Annotated in this window: 18 protein-coding genes; 13 read left to right on the top strand and 5 right to left on the bottom strand. The window is 66.9% G+C overall.

Features of this window, described 5'->3' with window-relative positions:
* Positions 1–20 precede the first annotated feature (20 nt).
* Positions 21–890 carry a HEPN domain-containing protein gene (locus RT655_RS09020; protein WP_313536227.1) on the top strand — a complete coding sequence of 290 codons (870 nt, stop codon included), beginning with the start codon at positions 21–23 and terminating at the stop codon, positions 888–890.
* A 12-nt stretch (positions 891–902) separates the two neighbouring features.
* Here RT655_RS09020 and RT655_RS09015 read toward each other — a convergent pair whose 3' ends face one another.
* From RT655_RS09015 to RT655_RS09000, 4 genes are all read right to left on the bottom strand, one after another.
* Complete coding sequence (locus tag RT655_RS09015; protein ID WP_313536226.1) at positions 903–2,966, bottom strand: S9 family peptidase; 2,064 nt, start codon at positions 2,964–2,966, stop codon at positions 903–905.
* 208 nt (positions 2,967–3,174) lie between these two features.
* A complete protein-coding gene (locus tag RT655_RS09010) occupies positions 3,175–3,474 on the bottom strand; it encodes a hypothetical protein (RefSeq protein WP_313536225.1) in 300 nt (99 codons plus the stop codon).
* A gap of 22 nt (positions 3,475–3,496) precedes the next feature.
* The gene (locus RT655_RS09005) at positions 3,497–6,331 is read right to left on the bottom strand and encodes a pitrilysin family protein (RefSeq protein WP_313536223.1); all 2,835 of its coding nucleotides are present in this window, start codon (positions 6,329–6,331) and stop codon (positions 3,497–3,499) included.
* Between the two features lie 226 nt (positions 6,332–6,557).
* On the bottom strand, positions 6,558–7,412 hold the full coding sequence (locus tag RT655_RS09000) for a flagellin (protein ID WP_313536222.1): 855 nt from the start codon (positions 7,410–7,412) through the stop codon (positions 6,558–6,560).
* Positions 7,413–7,950: 538 nt separating this feature from the next.
* Here RT655_RS09000 and RT655_RS08995 point away from each other — a divergent pair.
* From RT655_RS08995 to RT655_RS08955, 9 genes are all read left to right on the top strand, one after another.
* Entirely contained in the window at positions 7,951–8,598 is a 648-nt protein-coding gene (locus RT655_RS08995) for a queuosine precursor transporter (protein ID WP_313536221.1), read from the top strand.
* Positions 8,599–8,618: 20 nt separating this feature from the next.
* Complete coding sequence (gene argB, locus RT655_RS08990; protein WP_313536220.1) at positions 8,619–9,518, top strand: acetylglutamate kinase; 900 nt, start codon at positions 8,619–8,621, stop codon at positions 9,516–9,518.
* A 75-nt stretch (positions 9,519–9,593) separates the two neighbouring features.
* Complete coding sequence (locus tag RT655_RS08985) at positions 9,594–9,890, top strand: YggT family protein (protein ID WP_313536936.1); 297 nt, start codon at positions 9,594–9,596, stop codon at positions 9,888–9,890.
* A gap of 3 nt (positions 9,891–9,893) precedes the next feature.
* Positions 9,894–10,202, top strand: a complete 309-nt coding sequence (locus tag RT655_RS08980; RefSeq protein ID WP_313536219.1) for a DUF167 domain-containing protein — start codon at positions 9,894–9,896, stop codon at positions 10,200–10,202.
* A complete protein-coding gene (gene folD / locus RT655_RS08975) occupies positions 10,192–11,067 on the top strand; it encodes a bifunctional methylenetetrahydrofolate dehydrogenase/methenyltetrahydrofolate cyclohydrolase FolD (protein WP_313536218.1) in 876 nt (291 codons plus the stop codon). Before RT655_RS08980 ends, folD begins: the two co-directional genes overlap by 11 nt.
* Positions 11,064–11,687, top strand: coding sequence for a MarC family protein (locus RT655_RS08970; protein ID WP_313536217.1), 624 nt, complete (start codon positions 11,064–11,066; stop codon positions 11,685–11,687). Before folD ends, RT655_RS08970 begins: the two co-directional genes overlap by 4 nt.
* Positions 11,688–11,742: 55 nt before the next feature.
* Positions 11,743–12,861, top strand: a complete 1,119-nt coding sequence (locus RT655_RS08965) for an acyltransferase (protein ID WP_313536216.1) — start codon at positions 11,743–11,745, stop codon at positions 12,859–12,861.
* Between the two features lie 155 nt (positions 12,862–13,016).
* A complete protein-coding gene (locus tag RT655_RS08960; RefSeq protein ID WP_313536214.1) occupies positions 13,017–13,175 on the top strand; it encodes a hypothetical protein in 159 nt (52 codons plus the stop codon).
* Between the two features lie 237 nt (positions 13,176–13,412).
* Complete coding sequence (locus tag RT655_RS08955; RefSeq protein WP_313536213.1) at positions 13,413–13,979, top strand: carboxymuconolactone decarboxylase family protein; 567 nt, start codon at positions 13,413–13,415, stop codon at positions 13,977–13,979.
* Between the two features lie 170 nt (positions 13,980–14,149).
* Here the strand turns inward: RT655_RS08955 and RT655_RS08950 are convergent, their stop codons facing one another.
* Positions 14,150–14,851: an EF-hand domain-containing protein gene (locus tag RT655_RS08950; RefSeq protein ID WP_313536212.1), complete on the bottom strand. Its 702-nt coding sequence runs from the start codon at positions 14,849–14,851 to the stop codon at positions 14,150–14,152.
* A 107-nt stretch (positions 14,852–14,958) separates the two neighbouring features.
* On the opposite strand from RT655_RS08950, the gene ubiA reads away from it, so the two are divergent.
* The 3 genes from ubiA to RT655_RS08935 are packed head-to-tail and all read left to right on the top strand — an operon-like array spanning position 14,959 to position 18,035.
* Positions 14,959–15,891, top strand: a complete 933-nt coding sequence (ubiA, locus tag RT655_RS08945) for a 4-hydroxybenzoate octaprenyltransferase (RefSeq protein ID WP_313536211.1) — start codon at positions 14,959–14,961, stop codon at positions 15,889–15,891.
* A gap of 31 nt (positions 15,892–15,922) precedes the next feature.
* On the top strand, positions 15,923–17,269 hold the full coding sequence (locus RT655_RS08940; protein ID WP_313536210.1) for a TldD/PmbA family protein: 1,347 nt from the start codon (positions 15,923–15,925) through the stop codon (positions 17,267–17,269).
* Positions 17,262–18,035, top strand: a complete 774-nt coding sequence (locus tag RT655_RS08935) for a 3'(2'),5'-bisphosphate nucleotidase CysQ (RefSeq protein ID WP_313536209.1) — start codon at positions 17,262–17,264, stop codon at positions 18,033–18,035. Before RT655_RS08940 ends, RT655_RS08935 begins: the two co-directional genes overlap by 8 nt.
* Positions 18,036–18,124 lie beyond the last annotated feature (89 nt).

Here is an 18,124-nt window from a genome sequence, read left to right as displayed (position 1 = left end):
TTTATAGCAGTGTAAGCCAGATGCGTGCGCTTGCGAAGGAGCCACTTCTTATAGATGTGCTTCCAACTCATGATCCGCATAATATACGAGCAAGAATTCTAAGACATGGCCTGACAGTTTCTGCGTTTTCTTCGCTAGAAAAATATCTGGCGAGCCGTTTTGAGTCGGTGGTATCAGATCTGCCGCAATGTGGTTTAAGCTTTGCGGATTTTGATAGTAAGCTAAAGAAATTGCTTTCAGTCGATGCGGTGATCGGTCTCGCAACGAAAATCTCCCTTAGGGATAATTCAGAACAGCAAGCCTTCACAGAGGAGAAGTTAGGGCAGTTATCTCGATACGCAGAAAATCCCGCAAATTACACCGCGCTTGGATTTAGCCCTCGAGGGTCAAATGTAGCGGAATCGGACGTATCGAAGTTTCTTTCTGCTTTCGGTGTAGAAAATCCGTGGAATAAACTCGGAAGCATTGCGCAAATGATTGGCGCAAGTAGAATAAATCTCCGCGATGACTTTTTGGGAGTATCAAAGGCGAGGCACCGCTCTGCGCATAATCCTGATAGTAATGTTGCGACCTCCGATCTTGAAACGCACCTAGAGAACGTGGTGATCATTGCCGTGTCTGTAGATATTTTGGCAGTCGCCATAAAGAAGGCTATGCGGCAACTGCCAAGAATATCGGAATTAAAGGTTAGAATGACAGCTTGGCCGCATAGGGTTCGATTTGTCGATGAGGAATTCGCGGGTACTTGGGTTGAAAGGGCCGAGAGCACATCGCAGGTAATCAAGCGTTACCTGTCGCAAACCGATGCAATTGAAGTGGCTAGAAGCCGCAAAAAAGTTGACATCGTTATCGTCCGAGATACCGCAAAAATACCAATTCGAGCAGCGTGAAGTGGCGGAGGGTTACCCCTCCACCCCCAACTGCCAAAGCACGAACGCCATCTCGTCGGCGTACTCGCGCAAACTCTCCCACCGCCCGGACTTGCCGCCATGGCCGGCGCCCATATTGGTCTTGAGCAGCAGGATATTGTCGTCGGTCTTGGTCGCGCGCAGGCGGGCGGCCCATTTGGCGGGCTCCCAATAGGTCACGCGCGGGTCGTTGAGGCCGCCCGAGATCAGCATCGGCGGATAGGCCTGTGCCCGCACATTGTCGTACGGGCTGTAGCTGCGGATGAGCTCGAATGCCGCCTTGTCCTCGATCGGGTTGCCCCATTCGGGCCACTCGCCGGGGGTGAGCGGCAGGCTCTCGTCGAGCATGGTGTTGAGCACGTCGACGAACGGCACGTCGGCGATCACCGCGCCCCACAGTTCGGGATCCGAATTGACCACCGCGCCCATCAGCTCGCCGCCCGCCGATCGGCCGGCGATGGCGATCTTGCCCGGCGCGGTATAGCCGAGCGCGATCAGCCCCTTCGCCACGTCGACGAAATCGTGGAAGGTGTTGGTGCGCTTCTCCAGCTTGCCCTCGTGATACCAGTGCTGGCCGAGATCGTCGCCGCCGCGGATATGGGCGATGGCGAAGGCCATGCCGCGATCGAGGAATGACATGCGGCTGGTCGAGAAGCCCGGCGGGATGGCGTGGCCATAGGCGCCGTAGGCATAGAGATAGAGCTTGCCGGTGCCGTCGCGCGGGAAGTCCTGCGGGTAGACGATCGAGACGGGGACGGCGGTGCCGTCGCGCGCGGTGATGGTCAGGCGCTCGGTGCGATACTTGCTGCCGTCATAGCCGCTGGGGATCTCCTGGACCTTCAGCGTCTCCAGCGCGCCCGTCGCGACGTCGTAATCCTGGACGGTGCCGGGGGTGACCATCGATTCATAGCCGAGGCGCAGCTTGGTGACGGCGTACTCCGGGTTGTCGCCCAGGCCCGCGACATAGCTCGCCTCGGGGAAGTTGAGGCGCGTCGGGGGCACGCTCGCGTCGTAGCGGTGCAGCTCGATCTGGTCGAGCCCGTCCTCGCGGCCCTCGACGATGAAGAAATCGGCGAAGCAGCTGACGCCGGTCATGTAGAAATGGCGCGAGGGGGCGATGCGCTCGGTCCATTCGCCGGGGGCGGTGATGGGTGCGGTGACGAGGCGCCAGTTGGTGTCGGTATCGTTGGTGTGGATGAACAGCGTGCCGTCATGCTCGTCCACGTCATATTCGCGGCCCGGCTGGCGCGGGGCGACGCAGATCGGCGTGGCAGCGGGGTTGTCGGCGGGGAGCAGCCAGACTTCGCTGGTCACATGGTCGCCGGTGGCGATGGTCAGCCATTTGCGCGACGAGGTCTCGCCGACGGCGACGCGGTAGCCTTCGTCCTTCTCGCGGAACAGCTCGATGTCGTTTTCGACCGGCTCGCCCAGCTTGTGCCAGCGGGCATTGTCGGTGCGCCAATTCTCGTTGGCGAGGCCGTAGAGGAAGCCCTTGGAGTCCGCGGTCCAGACGATCTCGGAGAGCATGCCCGAGATGGTGTCGGGGAGGAGTTCGCCGGTGGCGAGGTCCTTGATGCGGACTTCGAACCGCTCCGAGCCGTTGTCGTCATAGGCATAGGCGAGCAGGCGGCCGTCGGGGCTGACCGAGATTTCGCCGAGACGGAAATATTCCTTGCCGGCGGCGAGCGGGGTCTCGTCGAGGATTAGCTGGTCGTCGCCGCCTGCGACGGGCTTGCGCCACCAGCGGGCATATTCGGCGCCGACCTCGTGATCGGTCCAGTAGAGCCAGTCGCCGTCCTTCTGGGGGACGCTGGATTCGTCTTCCTTGATGCGGCCGCGCATCTCCTGGAACAGCGTCTCGGCGAGCGGCTTGTGGGGCGCCATGATCGCGTCGAAATAGGCGTTCTCGGCCTCGAGATAGGCGAGTACGTCCTTGTCGGTGACGTCGGGGTAGCCGGGGTCGCGCAGCCAGGCCCAGGGGTCTTCGATGGTGATGCCGTGGTGGGAGACGCTGTGCGGGCGGGTCGCGGCGACGGGCGGCGTGGGGTTTTCGCTCATGCCCATGTTGTAGGAAGTCGTGGGGGTTGGGCAAGTCCCCTGGGGGTGCGTTCTGGCGGGTCACCCTCACCCTTCCCACCGCCTGCGGCGGCGGGCCCCTTCCCTCTCCCTTGGAAGGGAGAGGGAGTGAGGCGGCCTTCCCTCTCCCTTCCAAGGGAGAGGGAGGGAGGCGCGGAGCGCCGGAAGGGTGAGGGTGATCGGCCCTAGGTTACGCCCGCGTGCCGGTGATCGGGAAGCTGCCGAACGCGCCCGCGGTGACGGTGCCGTCGAGGCTGTCGCCGTTGACGGTCGCTTCGCAGGTGAGCGTCATCGGCATCGGCACCGAGATGTCGAGCGACCAGCTCAGCGTGTCGCCATTGACCTTGCCGTCCTTGATCTCGGTCTGGCCCATCGCGCCGTTGAAGCTGCCGGTGAACGTATCGCCGTTGCTGGTGACGGTGAGGGTCGCTTCCTGGTCGCCCAGCGGCGACTTGGTCACGGTGTTCCAGCTGCCATCCACATTTGCCATCTTGGGACTCTCCTTTGCGTAATTACTTGGTTGCCGGCGGGGCCTTCCCCGCCAGCGACGCTGCGCTGATCACCTCGACAGGCAGGCCGAGGCTGTCAAGCTGCGGGCGGACCTTGGCGGCGTCGCCCACCACCACCCAAACGAAGCGATCGACGTCCAGTGCCCCGCGTGCCGCAGCGTCAAGCTGGGGCGCGGTGAGCGCGCGATATTTTTGCGCGATGCTGTCGTAATAATCGTCCGGGCGGTGGCGGATGTCGTTCTGCTGCATCGCGCCCAGCACCGCCCCCGCAGTTTCGAATCGCCCGGCCAGCTCGCGGGTGGCGCCGTTGACCTCGCGGGTGAGCTCGGCGGGCGTGACGCCCTTGGTGGTCAGGAAATCGCGGACCTGCTGGCGGATCGCCTGGATCGAGTCGCCGGTACGGTCCGCCTGCACGGGGGCTTCGATCGCATAGGGCACTGCATGTTCGAGCCAGTTGAAGCCGCCGCCCGCGCCGTAAGACCAGTGCTTGTTCTCGCGCAGCTCCATGTTGATGCGCGACAGGAAGCCGCCGCCCAGCACCTGGTTGGCGGTGATCGCGACGAGCAGATCGCCGGTGGGATCGAGCGGCGTCATGGCCCCGGCCTGGATCAGCGACTGGGGCGATGCGGCCCGGTCGACCAGCACGATGCGGGCGCCGGTCGGCTGGGGTTTGCCGGCGAACGCCTTGACGCCCGCGGCGCCCTCGCCCTTCCAGTCGCCGAAGCGAGCCTCCAGTGCCGCCTTGACCTGCGCCAGCGGCAGGTCGCTGACCACGAAGAGCTTGGCCTTGTCCGGCCGGATCCAGGCGCGGTGGAAGGCGAACAGATCGTCGCGCGACAATTTGGCGACCGCGGCGGGATCGCCCGAGCCGTTGCCGAGCTTGGCATAGGGATAGGCGCTGCCATAGAGCAGCCCCGGCAGCACGCGATTGGCGAGGCCGCTGGGATCGCTCAGCTCGAACTGGATGCCGGTGAGCGTCGTCGCGCGGATCCGCTCGACTTCGGCGGGGACGAAGGCGGGGTGCCGCACGACATCGGCGAACAGCTCCATCGCGCCGCCCAGATTGGTGCTCGGCAGGGTGAGCGTCAGATAGGTGCGGTCCGCCGAGCTGCCCGCGCCGATATTGGCGCCCAGTCGCTCCTCGGCCTCGGCGATCGCGATCGAATCGCGACGGGTGGTGCCTTCCTCGAGCAGCGACAGCGTCAGGTTCTGGGTGCCCGCCTTGCCGTCCGGATCGGCGGTGATGCCGGCGTCGAAGCTCAGCGACACCTGGGTGATCGGCACCGCGCGCTGCTGCGCATAGATCACCTCCATGCCGTTCGACAGCCGCGTGCGGGTCACGTCGGGAAAACGGATGTCGCGCACCGGGCCGACATCGGGCAGGGGCCCGCGCGTACCCTTGAGGATCGCCGCCTCGGCGGCCGGGGTGGCGGGCGGGACGGGCGCCGATTCCTGATAGGTCTCGCGCGCGCCGGGCTCGACGCGGATGGTCAGCGCCGGGCGCGTCAGCCATTTGGCGGCGGCGGCGCGCGCCTTGGCGGGCGTCATCGCCGCGAGTTCGCCTAGACGCTTGCGGAAGAAGCCGGGATCGTTGGAATAGAGCGCGCCCTCGGCCAGCGTCGCGGCCTGCGCCCGCGCCGATTCCAGCCCGGCGATCGTGCTGGCGACGTTGCTGGTGGCGACGCGCTGGACTTCGTCGGCGGTCGGGCCCTTGGCGAGCAGCTCGGCCAGGATCGCGTCGATGCGCTGGTTGACCAGCGCCGGATCGACCCCCGGCTTGAGCACCGCCTGGATCTGGAACATGCCGAGCAGCGCGTTGGGATAGGCGCCGGCCGAGACGTTGACGACCAGCTTCTCCTTGCGGACCAGCGCATTGTCGAGCCGCGAGCTGGCGAGCCCGCCCAGCACCTGCCCGAACACTTCGAGCGCGACCGAATCCGGATCGTTGAGCCCGGGAATCGCCCAGCTGCGCACGATCAGCGCGGCGGGCACGCTGTCCTTGAGCAGGATCGTCTTGGGCGCGGTGCGGACGGGCATCGTCACGCTGGGCGGCGTGCTCTTCGGGCCGCGCGGGATGCTCCCGAAATATTGCTCGACCAGCGGCCGCGCCTCGGCGGCGTCGATGTCGCCGGCGAGAACCAGCACCGCGTTGTTCGGGCCATAATGATCGTGGAACCAGCCCTTCACATCGGCGAGGCTGGCCTTGTCGAGATCGGCCATCGATCCGATCGGCAGATGCCCATAGGGCGTGCCGCCGAACAATTCGGCGAACATCGGATATTTCATCAGGCCATAGGGCTGATTGTCGCCCTGGCGCTTCTCGTTCTGGACGACGCCGCGCTGCTCGTCGAGCACGGCCTGCGTGATCGCCGGGGTGAGCCAGCCCATCCGATCGCTTTCGAGGAACAGCGCGCGGGCGAGCGCGGGCTTGGGCACCGTCTCGAAATAATTGGTGCGATCGAAGCTGGTGGTACCATTGAGATCGGTGGCGCCAACCTGCTTGAGCGGCTCGAAGAAGTCGCCGGGGGCGTTCTGCGAGCCGTTGAACATCAGATGCTCGAACAGATGCGCAAAGCCGGTCTTGCCCGCGGGCTCGAAGGTGGAGCCGACATCATACCACACCGACAGCGCGACGACGGGCGCCTTGCGATCGGTATGGACGATCACGCGCAGGCCGTTGGCGAGGGTGAACTGCTCATAGGGGAGCTTCACCTGGTCAACGAGGGTGGACAGCGGCGCAGGCGCGGTGGCCGAGGGGGCCTGCTGGGCGGAGACGGGCAGGGCAGGCGCGGCGAGCGCGATCAGCGCGGTAGTGCAGAGCAGGCGAATGGACGGCATCGACGCGAATTCCCGGACAAGTGACGCGCGATACCATAGCTGGGTGGGCGAGCCCGGCAAGCGGCGCGGGACGTCGACGTTATTGGACGACCCCGCGGTCTTCGCCGCTGCAACGGCGGACGATATTGCTGGCCGCGGTTTCGGCCGGGAAAGCAAAAGGGACCGGGATGGCGCGCCATCCCGGTCCCCGCAGCCTTTGGCCCCCCAGGGTTGGGGCCTTGGGCGATTAGCGGAACAGCGACGTGATCGTCTGCGGCGCCTGGTTGGCGATCGACAGCGCCTGGACACCAAGCTGCTGCTTGACCTGCAGGGCCTGCAGCTTTGCCGATTCCTTCGCCAGATCGGCGTCGACAAGGTTGCCGATGCCGCCGTCGATCACGTCCGACAGCTTGCTGGTGAAGGTCTGCTGCGCGTCGATCTTGCGCGAGGCGGCACCCAGCGTGCTGAGCGTGGTCTTCAGGTTGTTCTGGGTCGTGGTGAGCGTGTCGACCATCGACTGTGCCGCAGCCTGCGAGTTGATCTGACCGCTCGACGCGACGGTGATCGTCGAGCCGCCCAGGTCGAGGCCCTGGTTCGCAACGCTCAGCGAGTCGGGGTTCCATGCGGTGGTCGTGGTGTTCGAATCCTGCAGCGACTGCAGCGCGGTCACCTGACCACCCGAAGCCTTGAGCAGGTTGGTGCCGTTGAAGTCCGACGCGTTGACGATCGTGGTGATCTGGTCGCGCAGCGCAGTGAAGTCCTTGTTGAGCGCGTCGCGGGTCGAGCTGTCGATGCCCGCATCGGCCGCCTGGGTGGCCTTCGCCTTCATCTGGTTGACGATGTCGGAGATCTGCTCGGCACCGGCCACGGCGACGTCCGTCACGCTCTTGGCGCGGCTGAGCGACGAAGACACCGCCTTCAGGCCGCCCAGATCGCCACGGAGGCCCTGCGCGATCGTATAGGACGCCGAATCGTCCTTGGTCGAAGACACCGACAGGCCGGTGTTGATGCGGTTCTGGGTGGTAGCCAGATCCTTCTGGGTCGAAGTCAGGCTCTGAAGAGCCGCCATTGCGCCGACGTTGGTATTAACCGAAAATGCCATGATGATTACCTTCTGGAATGAAAAGTCGCTTCTGCGAACATTGCCGGGTCGCCGGCACGGCAGGATCCCTCCGATCCCGCTATCGCATTCTAGAAAGAGCGACTGTCAAAAATGCATATGGCTGAAAATAACATCATATTTCAGCTTGTTACATGAGGCCAGTATTAAAATGGAAGAAGGTTGCTCATAAGTATTACTTAACGAGTACTTTATGATGCGAAAATGCGTTGACCGGAGGCGTTCCTAAATGTCTGAGTGGGCACGATATCTATGCGGTGTGCCGCCGCGCGATATATTCGATGACGCATCGAGCAATGTCGGCGCGACGCGGGGCATGTCCGGACAGGTTTGCAGCGCGGTCGCGTTCCAACCGATGGTCTGCCACGCAACCGGCGTGGCCGCGCCCATGGGTGCGGAGCGTGCCGCGACCATGTCACGCGGTGCCAGCGACGCCGAGCGCGGTACAATGTCGTACCCGGGACGCATCCGCCCGTAACACCATCTTCCACCGCGAGGCCTTTGGCGCTAGCACCCGCCGATGGATACCCAGAAGCTCGTCATCCCCCGTTCGCTGTTCGTCTACGCCATCCTCTATGGCGGCATGGTCTGCATGGCGGGCGTGCTGGGGGTGAAGCAGGTCGCATTGGGGCCGCTCGCCGTGGAGGCGGGCATCTTCGGCTTCCTCATCCTCGTCGTGCTGTCGAGCGCGGTGGCGGAACTGCACGGCCAGGCGGTTGCCACCGGGCTGGTGCGGCTGGGCTTCGTGCCGCTGCTGATGTCCGCCGCGCTGATCCAGCTGGTGCTGATCCTGCCGACCGATCCCGGCATGTACCCGCCCGCCATCGCCGCCTTCCCGATCGTGGTGGGGCAGGGCGTGCGGATGATGCTGGCGGGCTTCATCTCCTACGGCACGTCGCAGACGCTCAACGTGTTCATCTTCAACAAGCTGCGCGGCCAGTCGGGCCCGGGCGGCCTGGTCTGGTTCCGCGGCATGGTGGCAAGCGTGGTGTCGCAGATCGTCGACACCGTGCTGTTCATCAGCATCTCCTTCCTCGGCGAGCGGCCGATCCTGGAGCTGATGGCCGGACAGATGCTCACCAAGGTGGTGCTGTCGATCGTGCTGGTGCCATTCCTGATCACCGGCGCAGTCGCCCTAGGTCGCGCTCTCGATGGACGTAGGGGCTGAGCGGCTCTAAAGGGCCGCGCATGACCGATCACGCACCCCATCCGGCGCTGCTCGCCAAGGCCGAGACCCTCACCGAGGCGCTGCCCTATCTGCAGCGCTATGCCGGCGCCACCTTCGTCGTGAAATATGGCGGCCACGCCATGGGCGATCCCGAGCTGGCGCGCGACTTCGCCGAAGACGTGGTGTTACTGAAGGCGGTGGGGATCAACCCGATCGTCGTCCATGGCGGCGGCCCGCAGATCGGCCGGATGCTCAAGCGGCTCGGCGTCGAATCGACCTTTGTCGGCGGCCTGCGCGTCACCGACAAGGCGACCGCCGAGATCGCCGAGATGGTCCTCGCCGGATCGATCAACAAGGAAATCGTCGCCTGGATCGCGGCGGCCGGCGGCCGGGCCGTGGGCATTTCGGGCAAGGATGCGGGGCTGGTGCGCGCCGAGAAGGTGCAGCGCAGCGAGGCCGATCCGCTGCAGGGCATCGAGCGCCATGTCGACCTCGGCTTCGTCGGCGAGCCGGTGGCGGTGGACATTTCCATCCTTCAGTCGCTGGCGGCGTCGGGCTTCATCCCGGTGGTGTCGCCGATCGCGCTGGGGGCGGACGGCCACACCTACAACATCAACGCCGATACCATGGCGGGCGCGATCGCCGGGGCGTGCGGCGCCAAGCGCTTCTTCCTGCTCACCGACGTGCCCGGCGTGCTGAGCAAGACCGGCGACCTGCTCACCGATCTCGACGCGGCGCGGGTGCAGGCGCTGAAGGACGACGGCACCATCTCGGGCGGCATGATCCCCAAGGTGGAGACCTGCGTGAACGCGGTCGCGGCCGGGGTCGACGCGGCGGTGATCCTCGACGGGCGCATTCCGCACGGCATGCTGCTGGAGATCTTCACGCGCCAGGGCGTCGGTACGCTGGTGCATGCCTGATTGTCCGGCGCGCATTTCATCCTATATCGCACCTGAAACGGTGTCGCGGAGAGTGAATTGACCCAGATTGGCCTGATGCTGCTGCAGATCCTGCAGGTGCTGCTCAACATCGTCTGGTGGATCATCGTGATCCAGGCGATCCTGTCATGGCTGATCCAGTTCAACGTCATCAACACGCACAGCGATTTCGTCCGCGCGGTGTGGAACGCGCTGTACCGGATCACCGAGCCGCTCTACCGCCCCTTCCGGCGCATCCTGCCCGATTTCGGCGCGCTGGACCTGTCGCCGCTGGTGGTGCTGCTGATCCTCTACATCCTGCAGAACATCGTGATCCCGCGAATCGCGATCCTGATCGCCGGCGCCGCGTTCTGAGCCGTGCCGGCCTGGCGGCCTAGCGCCAGCGGACTCGAGATCGCCGTGCGCGTGACGCCCCGGGCGTCGCGCGACATGCTGGGGCCCGGCACCGAGGAGCATTTCGCCGCCCGCCTAGCTGCGCCGCCGGTGGAGGGTGCCGCCAATGCCGCGCTGGTGCCGCTGGTCGCCAAGGCGTTCGGGGTGCCAAAGCGCGACGTGGCGCTGATCGCGGGCGAAACCTCGCGGCTCAAGCGACTTTCGATCGCGGGCGACGGTGCGGCGCTGGAACAAATCGCCCGCAGCCTATATGGCGAGGCGCATGACGGCTGAGATCATCGACGGCAAGGCATTTGCCGCGGGCCTGCGCGCCCGCATCGCGACCCTGGTTCCTGCATTCGAAGCGGCGGCGGGGCGCGTGCCCGGCCTCGCCGTGGTGCTGGTGGGGGAAGACCCGGCGTCTGCCGTCTATGTCCGCTCCAAGGGCAAGCAGACGCGCGAGGCCGGGATGGCGAGCTTCGAGCACAAGCTGCCCGCCGATACCTCGCAGGAGGCGCTGCTCGCGCTGGTCGACCAGCTCAATGCCGATGCCAGCGTCGACGGCATCCTCGTCCAGCTGCCGCTCCCCAAGCATATCGACGAGCAGGCTGTGCTGCTGCGCATCTCGCCAGAGAAGGATGTCGACGGCTTCCACCCGGTCAATGCCGGCCGGCTCGCGACGGGGCTGGAGGGCTTCGTGCCCTGCACCCCGCTCGGCTGCCTGATGCTGCTGCAGGACAAGCTGGGCAGCCTGTCGGGCCTCGACGCGGTGGTGATCGGCCGCTCGAACATCGTCGGCAAGCCGATGGCGGCGTTGCTCACCAAGGCAAGCGCGACGGTGACGATCGTCCATTCGCGCACCCGTAACCTGCCGCATTATTTGAAGCATGCTGACATCGTCGTCGCGGCGGTGGGCATCCCGCACTTCGTCAAGGGCGCGTGGCTCAAGCCAGGCGCAACCGTGATCGACGTCGGCATCAACCGCACCGACGCTGGCCTGGTCGGCGATGTCGACTTTGACGGCGCGGCGAGCGTCGCGGGCGCGATCACGCCGGTGCCGGGCGGCGTCGGCCCGATGACGATCGCCTGCCTGCTGCGCAACACGCTGGTCGCCGCGCACCGCAATGCGGGGGTATCGCTCGAGGCAGACGCGATTTGATCGAGCTGTTCGTCTCCTCCTTCGTCACCTTCTTCGTCATCATCGACCCGCCCGGCTGCGCGCCGATCTTCGCGGGGCTGACGGCGGGGACCAACGCCGTGCATCGCCGCGCGATGGCGGTGCGCGCGGTGATGGTCGCCTCGATCATCCTGCTCGGTTTCGCGCTGTTCGGCGAGGCGCTGCTCCACGCGCTGGGGATCAGCCTCAACGCCTTCCGCATCGCTGGCGGCATCATGCTGTTCCTGATCGCGCTCGAAATGGTGTTCGAGAAGCGCACCGAACGCCGCGAGGACCGCGCCGAGAAGGTGAAGGCCGAGGATCCGGTCGACATCTCGATCTTCCCGATGGCGATGCCGATGATCGCCGGGCCGGGGTCGATCGCCTCGGTGATGCTGCTGATGGCGCAGAGCAAGGGGCTGGAGCAATCCGCGGTCGTGCTCTCGGCGATGCTGGCGGTGCTGCTGCTGTGCGTGCTCGCGCTGCTCGCGGCGGGGCCGATCATGCGGATCGTCGGCGCCAAGATCGAAGCGGTGGTGTCGCGGCTGCTCGGCGTGTTGCTCGCGGCGCTGGCGGTGCAGTTCGTGATCGACGGCATCCGCGCGGCGCTGGCGGCGGGGTAAAGCCGACACGCGCAGATCGGTTGGCGAGCGCAACGTTTCGCTTCATACCCCCGGGATGGCATCGACCCCCGCACCCGCCCCGACACAGCGCAACGCCGGCATCGATCTGGTGCGCGTGCTGATGACGATGCTCGTCATCCTGCACGACACGGCGATCGTCTATGGCGGGTCCGGGGGGTGGTTCTGGCGGCAGGAGCCCAACGCGTCGAACCCGCTGCTGGTGATGTTCAACGCGGTCAACCAGTCCTATTTCATGGGCCTGTTCTTCCTGCTGGCGGGCTATTACACGCCCGCCTCGTTCGACCGGAAGGGCGGCGGGCGCTATCTGGCGGACCGCTGGATCCGGCTCGGACTGCCGCTGCTGGCGTTCTTCTTCGTCCTGTTCCCGCTCACCGTGGCCATCGCCGACGCCACGGGATGGGAGGATCTGCTGCGGCGCTGGGGGCAGGGGATCGTCGGGGGAACCCATGGCCCCGGCCCGCTCTGGTTCGCGCTGGCGCTGCTGATCTTCGCGCATGCCTATGCGCTGTTGCGCCGGGCGGGGGCGTTTCCACCCGGCGGACGAACGGCGGCGGCACTCCCGCGGCCATGGACCCTCCTGCTGGCGATGATCGGGATCGGCCTCGTGGCGTTCGCTGTGCGTCTGGTCATCCCGGTCGGGCACGAGGTGCTGTGGCTGCAACTCGGCTATTTCCCCGGCTATATCCTGCTCTTCCTCGCCGGCATCGCCGCCGCGCCGCACCGGCTGCTAGAGCGGATCGCGCTGCGGACGGCCCTCCCCTGGCTGGCGGTCGCTGTGCTTGCCATCGCGACGCTCCCCGTCGTGATCGTCGTCCATGGTGCCGCCGGGGGCTTCGAAGGCGGGTGGAACGGGAACGCGCTTTATTATGCGCTGTGGGAGCCGTTCGTCGCGACGGGCGTGATCCTGAAGCTGTTCGCCTGGGCCACGGTCCCGGCGCGGCGCTTGGGACCGCTGGGGCGGTGGTGCGCAGCGAATGCGTTCGGCGCGTTCATCGTGCATCCGCCGGTCGTCGTCGCGCTCAGCAGAGGGGCGGCGACGATGCCCGCTGCGCCCTGGGTCAAGTTCGTCGGCGTTTCGGCAGCTGCCTGTATCGGGGCATTCGTGGTTGCCGCCGCGCTGCGGGCGATCCCGGGCGTTCGGCGCGTTCTCTGACGATTCTCGGGCGGGCTTGCAGGGCGGCGGGGTAGGGCGAGGTGGGCGGATCGACCGGTCATTCTTCGTCGATGTTGTATTGCCGTCTCACAGGGAGCAGTAGCGTCTGCATCCGCCTCACGCCGACCGTAGCGCAAAACATTCAGGAAGAAGCGATGATCTGGGTCCCCATCCTGCTGGGCACGTTCAAGGTGGCCGTGTTCGGAACCGGCATGTTCTTCGCGATCAAGTCGCATCGTGATCGTGCGCGGCAGAAGGAAATGGAGCTGCGACAGCGGCAGATGGTGGAGGACGGTCCCGGCGCGCGGGAGTAAATGTCTGTCCCGCACCTGCTCGCCCGCGTGGAGCGCAGCGACGCCGGGCATCCTCCCCACTCCCAGGGTCGATTTTCTGTACCCGGGTGCGGACGTTCGTCTTTCTCCCGAATGCGCGCGGACGCAGAGGCGGCATTTGCACCCCTCGTCCCGCTGAGGATCGCCGGAGCCAACGCGGTGCTGTAGCATTTGTGCAGCGCGGCAGCTCCGCCGCGCCCTGCGAAGGACTGCACGACCATGCGCTTGCCTCTCCTGAAGCCCGACCAGCTCTCCGACGAGCAGAAGCCGCTGTATGACGACATGAAGCGCGGCATCTCGTCCAACTTCAACGCCTTCGTCGCGGTGGGCGAGGACGGCAGTCTGATGGGGCCGTGGAACCCCTGGCTGCACGAGCCAAAGATCGGCGGCGCGATCTGGGAACTGACCAAGGCGATGTCGATGGAAGCGACGTTGCCCGATCCGGCGCGGCAGATCGCGATCCTCGTCACCGGCGCGCATTTCGATGCGGCCTACGAGATCTACGCGCATGTCGCGGTGGCCGAGAAGGAGAAGATGTCGCCCGCGCGCATCTCGGCAATCTGTGCGGGGCTCAAGCCCGCCGATCTCGACGAACAGGAGAATGTCGCGTTCGACGTCGCCTATGCGCTGGTGAAGGGCGGGGTGCTGCCCGAGCCCTGCTACCGGCTTGCGGTCGACACGTTCGGCCAGCACGGCGCGAACGAGCTGATCTATCTGGTGGGGCTGTACAGCCTGGTGTCGGTGACGCTCAACGGGTTCAACGTGCCGGTGCCCGAGCGGGAGTAGGGGGGAGCTCCGTTACCCTTTCTTACCCTCACTCACCCTCACCCTTCCGGCGCTCCGCGCCTCCCTCCCTCTCCCTTGGAAGGGAGAGGGAATGAGCGCCCTCTCCCGCCTGCGGGAGAGGGAGGGGACCCGCCGCCGGAGGCGGTGGGGAGGGTGAGGGTGAGTGCGTTTTAGCCGCCCATCGATCCGCCCATGGACCCGCCCATATAGCCGCCGCGATGACCGCCGCCGCCGCGCCGGCCGCCGCCCTCGCCACCACCGCCGCCGCGTCCGCCACGCCCGCCCCGCTTGAACGCGCCGGTGCGTAGTTCGGGCAATTCGGCCTTGGTGAGCTTGCCGTCATGATTGGCGTCGAGCAGATCGAAGCGGCGCTTGGCTGCGCTCATGAACTCGATCGCGCTAACGCCGCCGTTGAGGCTCGAATCGGCGGCGGTCACCGGCTCGGGGCTGCCGAGATAATTGAAGCGGGCAAGGCCGCTCAGCACGCGGGTGGAGCCGATATCGGCCGCCTTCACCTCGCCATTGTCGCCCATCGTCGGGCCGCCGGTCTCGAAGCCGCCGCCGCGCGCCTCGGGAGCGAGCACGGTCTCGTAATGCTCGATGTCGGCGGGATCGATCTCGCCATCGCCCTTGCGGTCGAGCACCTTGAACCAGCGCATCGCATCCTCGCGAAACTCGTCGAGCGTCAGCGCGCCGTCGTGATCGGCATCGGCGCCATCGAACCACGCATCCTGCGGCGCCTTGCCATCGGCGGTGCCGCGAAACGGCTCGCCCATCGGGCTGACGAACAGCCCGCGCGGGCGTGGCGCGTCCTGCGCCTGCGCTACGCCCGACACCGCCAGCATCAGCCCCGCGACCAGCAATCCCCGCATTCTCTTCCTCCCGGTGAAACCCATCCGTGCGCTATGCCCGGATTGTCGCGAAATTATGCCCGAAAAATTTCTGGGGGAGGGCGGCGGATTGTGGCAGCAGGCGGCGCATGACCGGCGCTACCCCCATTACCCCCGATACCGAACATCGCGGCCTTGTCGGCCTGCTGCCGCGCGGCTGGCGGCCCTATGCGCTGCTCGCCCGGCTGGACCGGCCGATCGGCTGGTGGCTGCTGTTCCTGCCCTGCGCCTGGGGGGCACTGCTCTCCGGCCTGCCCGACGGCAGCTGGTGGCGGATCGCGGCGATGCTGCTCGGCGCGATCGCGATGCGCGGCGCGGGCTGCGTCTATAACGACATCGTCGATCGCGACCTCGACGCGCAGGTAGAGCGCACCCGCAGCCGCCCGCTCCCGAGCGGCGCGGTCTCCGTACGTTCGGCATGGACCTGGCTCGCCGTACTTCTGGCGATCGGCTTCGCCGTGTGGCTGGCGATGCCCACTCCTGCCAAGCTCTGGTCGCTGGCGACGCTGCCGGTGGTCGCGGCCTATCCGTTCATGAAGCGCATCACCTGGTGGCCGCAGGCGTTTCTCGGCATCGTGTTCGGATCGGGCGCGGTGGTGGGGTTCGTCGCGGGCGATCCCGCTGCGGCCTTCGCCAGCCGGCAGGGCGCGCAGTGGTGGCTCTATGCCGGCACCATCCTGTGGGTGATCGGCTATGACACCATCTATGCGCTGCAGGACGTGGAGGACGACGCGATCGTCGGCGTGCGTTCCTCGGCGCGGCGGATGGGGGCGCAGGTGCGGGGCGGCGTCGGGCTGCTCTATGTCGGCGCGATGGGCTTGTGGGCGATGGCGCTGTGGAGGGTGCGGCCCGATCCGCTGGCGCTGCTCGCGCTGCTGCCGGTGGCGGTGCATTTCGTCTGGCAATTGGCGACTCTCAGACCCGCCGACGGGGCCAATGCGCTGCGCCGCTTCCGCGCCAATCGCGATGCGGGGTTCCTGATGCTGGCCGCCTGCACGGTCGTGGGGATGTCCGGACTTTGATTTTGTGCCCCCGCGTCCCTAAGTCGCGGGGATGCTGACCAACGATTCCGCCCTGGAGCGCGCCGCCGATGCGGTGGCGCGTGCCCGCCGCGCCGGGGCCGACGCCGCCGACGCGGTCTTCTCCGCCGACCGCTCGCTGTCCGTCTCCGTTCGCATGGGCGCGCTGGAGGATGTCGAGCGCTCCGAGGCCGAGGAGCTCGACCTGCGCGTGTTCGTCGGCAAGCGCTCGGCGAGCGTTTCGACCAGCGACCTGAGCAGCGATGCGATCGCGACCTTGGTCGAACGCGTCGTCGCGATGGCGCGCGAAGCGCCCGAGGACCAGTGGGCGGGCCTGGCCCCCGAGGATCGGCTGATGCACGGGCTGCCGCCGCATCTCGATCTCGACGACGGCGCCGAGGTTGAGCCGGCCGCGCTCAAGGCCCGCGCGCTCGCCGCCGAAGAGGCCGCGCGCGGTGTCGCGGGCGTTACCAACAGCGAAGGCGCGGGGGCAGGCGCCAGCCGGGTGCAGCTTGCGCTCGTCACCAGCCACGGTTTCCACGGCGCCTATGCGCAATCCAGCCACGGCATCTCGGCCAGCGTGCTCGCCGGCAGCGAGGGTGCGATGGAGCGCGATTACGCGCATCACTCGGCCCGCCATGCCGCGATGCTCGACTCGCCCGAGGCGATCGGGCGACTGGCGGGCGAGCGGGCGGTCGCCCGGCTCAACCCGCGCAAGATCGCCAGCGGCGCGATGCCGGTGGTGTTCGATCGCCGCGTGTCGTCGGGGCTGCTCGGCCATCTGATGGGGGCGATCTCGGGCGCGGCGATTACCCGCAAGACCAGCTTCCTGCTCGACGCGCTGGGCACCCAGATCTTCGCCCCCGGCGTGACGATCTGGGACGATCCGCACCGGCCCCGCGGCATCCGCTCGCGCGCGTTCGACGGCGAGGGGCTGCCGGTCAGCCGCATGCAGATCGTCCGCGAGGGGTTGCTGGAGACCTGGCTGCTGGAGAGCGCTGCCGCCCGCCAATTGGGCCTGGAGCCGACCGGCCATGCCACGCGCGGCGGCGGCGGGGCGCCGGGCGTGTCGCCGAGCAACCTTTATATGGAAGCGGGCCATGTGCCGGCCGAGACGCTGATCGGCGAGATCGAGCATGGCCTCTATGTGTTCGAGCTGATCGGCCAGGGCGTCAACGGCGTGACCGGCGACTATAGCCGGGGTGCCGCGGGCTTCCTGATCGAGAAGGGCGAGCTCACCGTGCCCGTCTCCGAGGTAACGATCGCGAGCAACCTCAAGGACATGTTCCTGGCGCTCACCCCGGCCAACGATCTCGAGTTCCGCTATGGCATCAACGCGCCGACGGTCCGCATCGATGGAATGACGATCGCCGGTGCCTGAGCTCGCCGCCGAGATCGCGGGCATCGCCGCCGAGGCTAGCCGGCACGCGATGGCGCGCTGGCAGAGCGATTTCGCGCGCTGGGAAAAGGTGCCCGGCCACCCGGTCTGCGCGGTCGACCTGGAGGTGGATGCATTGCTCCGTGCGCGGCTCGGGGCGTTGCTCCCCGATACCGGCTGGCTGTCCGAGGAGACGGTGGACAATGCCGACCGGCTGGCCTTGTCGCGGCTCTGGGTGGTCGATCCGATCGACGGGACGCGCGATTATCTGCGCGGACGGCCGGGCTGGGCGGTATCGATCGCGTTGGTGGAGGATGGTCAGCCGGTGATCGGCGTGCTCGATGCACCGGCGCGCGGCGAAGTGTGGACCGCGCAGGTCGGAGCCGGGGCATGGCGGAATGGCGTGGCGCTGCACGCCGCCGCGCGCGCGGATCTGCGCGGCGCGCGGGTGCCCGCGGACCAGCTCCCCAAGGTAGACCGCGACCTGGTGACGGTCCCCAAGCCCAATTCGATCGCGCTGCGCATCGCGATGGTCGCGGCGGGCGAGGCGGATCTGGTCGCGACGCTGCGCTGGGGGCATGAATGGGACATCGCCGCCGCGGTGCTGCTGGCTCGCGAGGCGGGTGCTGCGGTCACCGATGCGCTGGGCCAGCCGCTGGCGTTCAACACGCCCGCGGGCGAGGCGTATGGCGTGCTGGCGACGACGCAGGGCATCCACGCCGCCGCCGTGGCGCGGCTCGCGGATCGCGTAGAGCCGGGGAAGCGCTAGCGTTCCGGCCGACCGTCGCGTGGCACTGCGCGCGGTTGGCATTCATGCTGAATCAAGTCTTCACCTGGCCGACCTTCGGGGCACACCGC

It is taken from the genome of Sphingomonas sp., from assembly GCF_032114135.1.
GTDB lineage: Bacteria > Pseudomonadota > Alphaproteobacteria > Sphingomonadales > Sphingomonadaceae > Sphingomonas.
This window is presented reverse-complemented; position numbering and strand designations above follow the sequence as displayed.

Bases quoted from the DNA above. Each gene is read 5' to 3' on its own strand.
- RT655_RS08985 (WP_313536936.1), top strand. From the start codon at position 9,594: ATGCTGCTGCAGATCCTGCAGGTGCTGCTCAACATCGTCTGGTGGATC.
- RT655_RS09020 (WP_313536227.1), top strand. From the start codon at position 21: ATGCGTGCGCTTGCGAAGGAGCCACTTCTTATAGATGTGCTTCCAACT.
- RT655_RS08960 (WP_313536214.1), top strand. From the start codon at position 13,017: ATGATCTGGGTCCCCATCCTGCTGGGCACGTTCAAGGTGGCCGTGTTC.
- RT655_RS08965 (WP_313536216.1), top strand. From the start codon at position 11,743: ATGGCATCGACCCCCGCACCCGCCCCGACACAGCGCAACGCCGGCATC.
- RT655_RS09000 (WP_313536222.1), bottom strand. From the start codon at position 7,412: ATGGCATTTTCGGTTAATACCAACGTCGGCGCAATGGCGGCTCTTCAG.
- RT655_RS08955 (WP_313536213.1), top strand. From the start codon at position 13,413: ATGCGCTTGCCTCTCCTGAAGCCCGACCAGCTCTCCGACGAGCAGAAG.
- RT655_RS08940 (WP_313536210.1), top strand. From the start codon at position 15,923: ATGCTGACCAACGATTCCGCCCTGGAGCGCGCCGCCGATGCGGTGGCG.
- RT655_RS08950 (WP_313536212.1), bottom strand. From the start codon at position 14,851: ATGCGGGGATTGCTGGTCGCGGGGCTGATGCTGGCGGTGTCGGGCGTA.
- ubiA (WP_313536211.1), top strand. From the start codon at position 14,959: ATGACCGGCGCTACCCCCATTACCCCCGATACCGAACATCGCGGCCTT.
- RT655_RS08995 (WP_313536221.1), top strand. From the start codon at position 7,951: ATGGATACCCAGAAGCTCGTCATCCCCCGTTCGCTGTTCGTCTACGCC.
- RT655_RS09015 (WP_313536226.1), bottom strand. From the start codon at position 2,966: ATGAGCGAAAACCCCACGCCGCCCGTCGCCGCGACCCGCCCGCACAGC.
- RT655_RS09005 (WP_313536223.1), bottom strand. From the start codon at position 6,331: ATGCCGTCCATTCGCCTGCTCTGCACTACCGCGCTGATCGCGCTCGCC.
- argB (WP_313536220.1), top strand. From the start codon at position 8,619: ATGACCGATCACGCACCCCATCCGGCGCTGCTCGCCAAGGCCGAGACC.
- folD (WP_313536218.1), top strand. From the start codon at position 10,192: ATGACGGCTGAGATCATCGACGGCAAGGCATTTGCCGCGGGCCTGCGC.
- RT655_RS09010 (WP_313536225.1), bottom strand. From the start codon at position 3,474: ATGGCAAATGTGGATGGCAGCTGGAACACCGTGACCAAGTCGCCGCTG.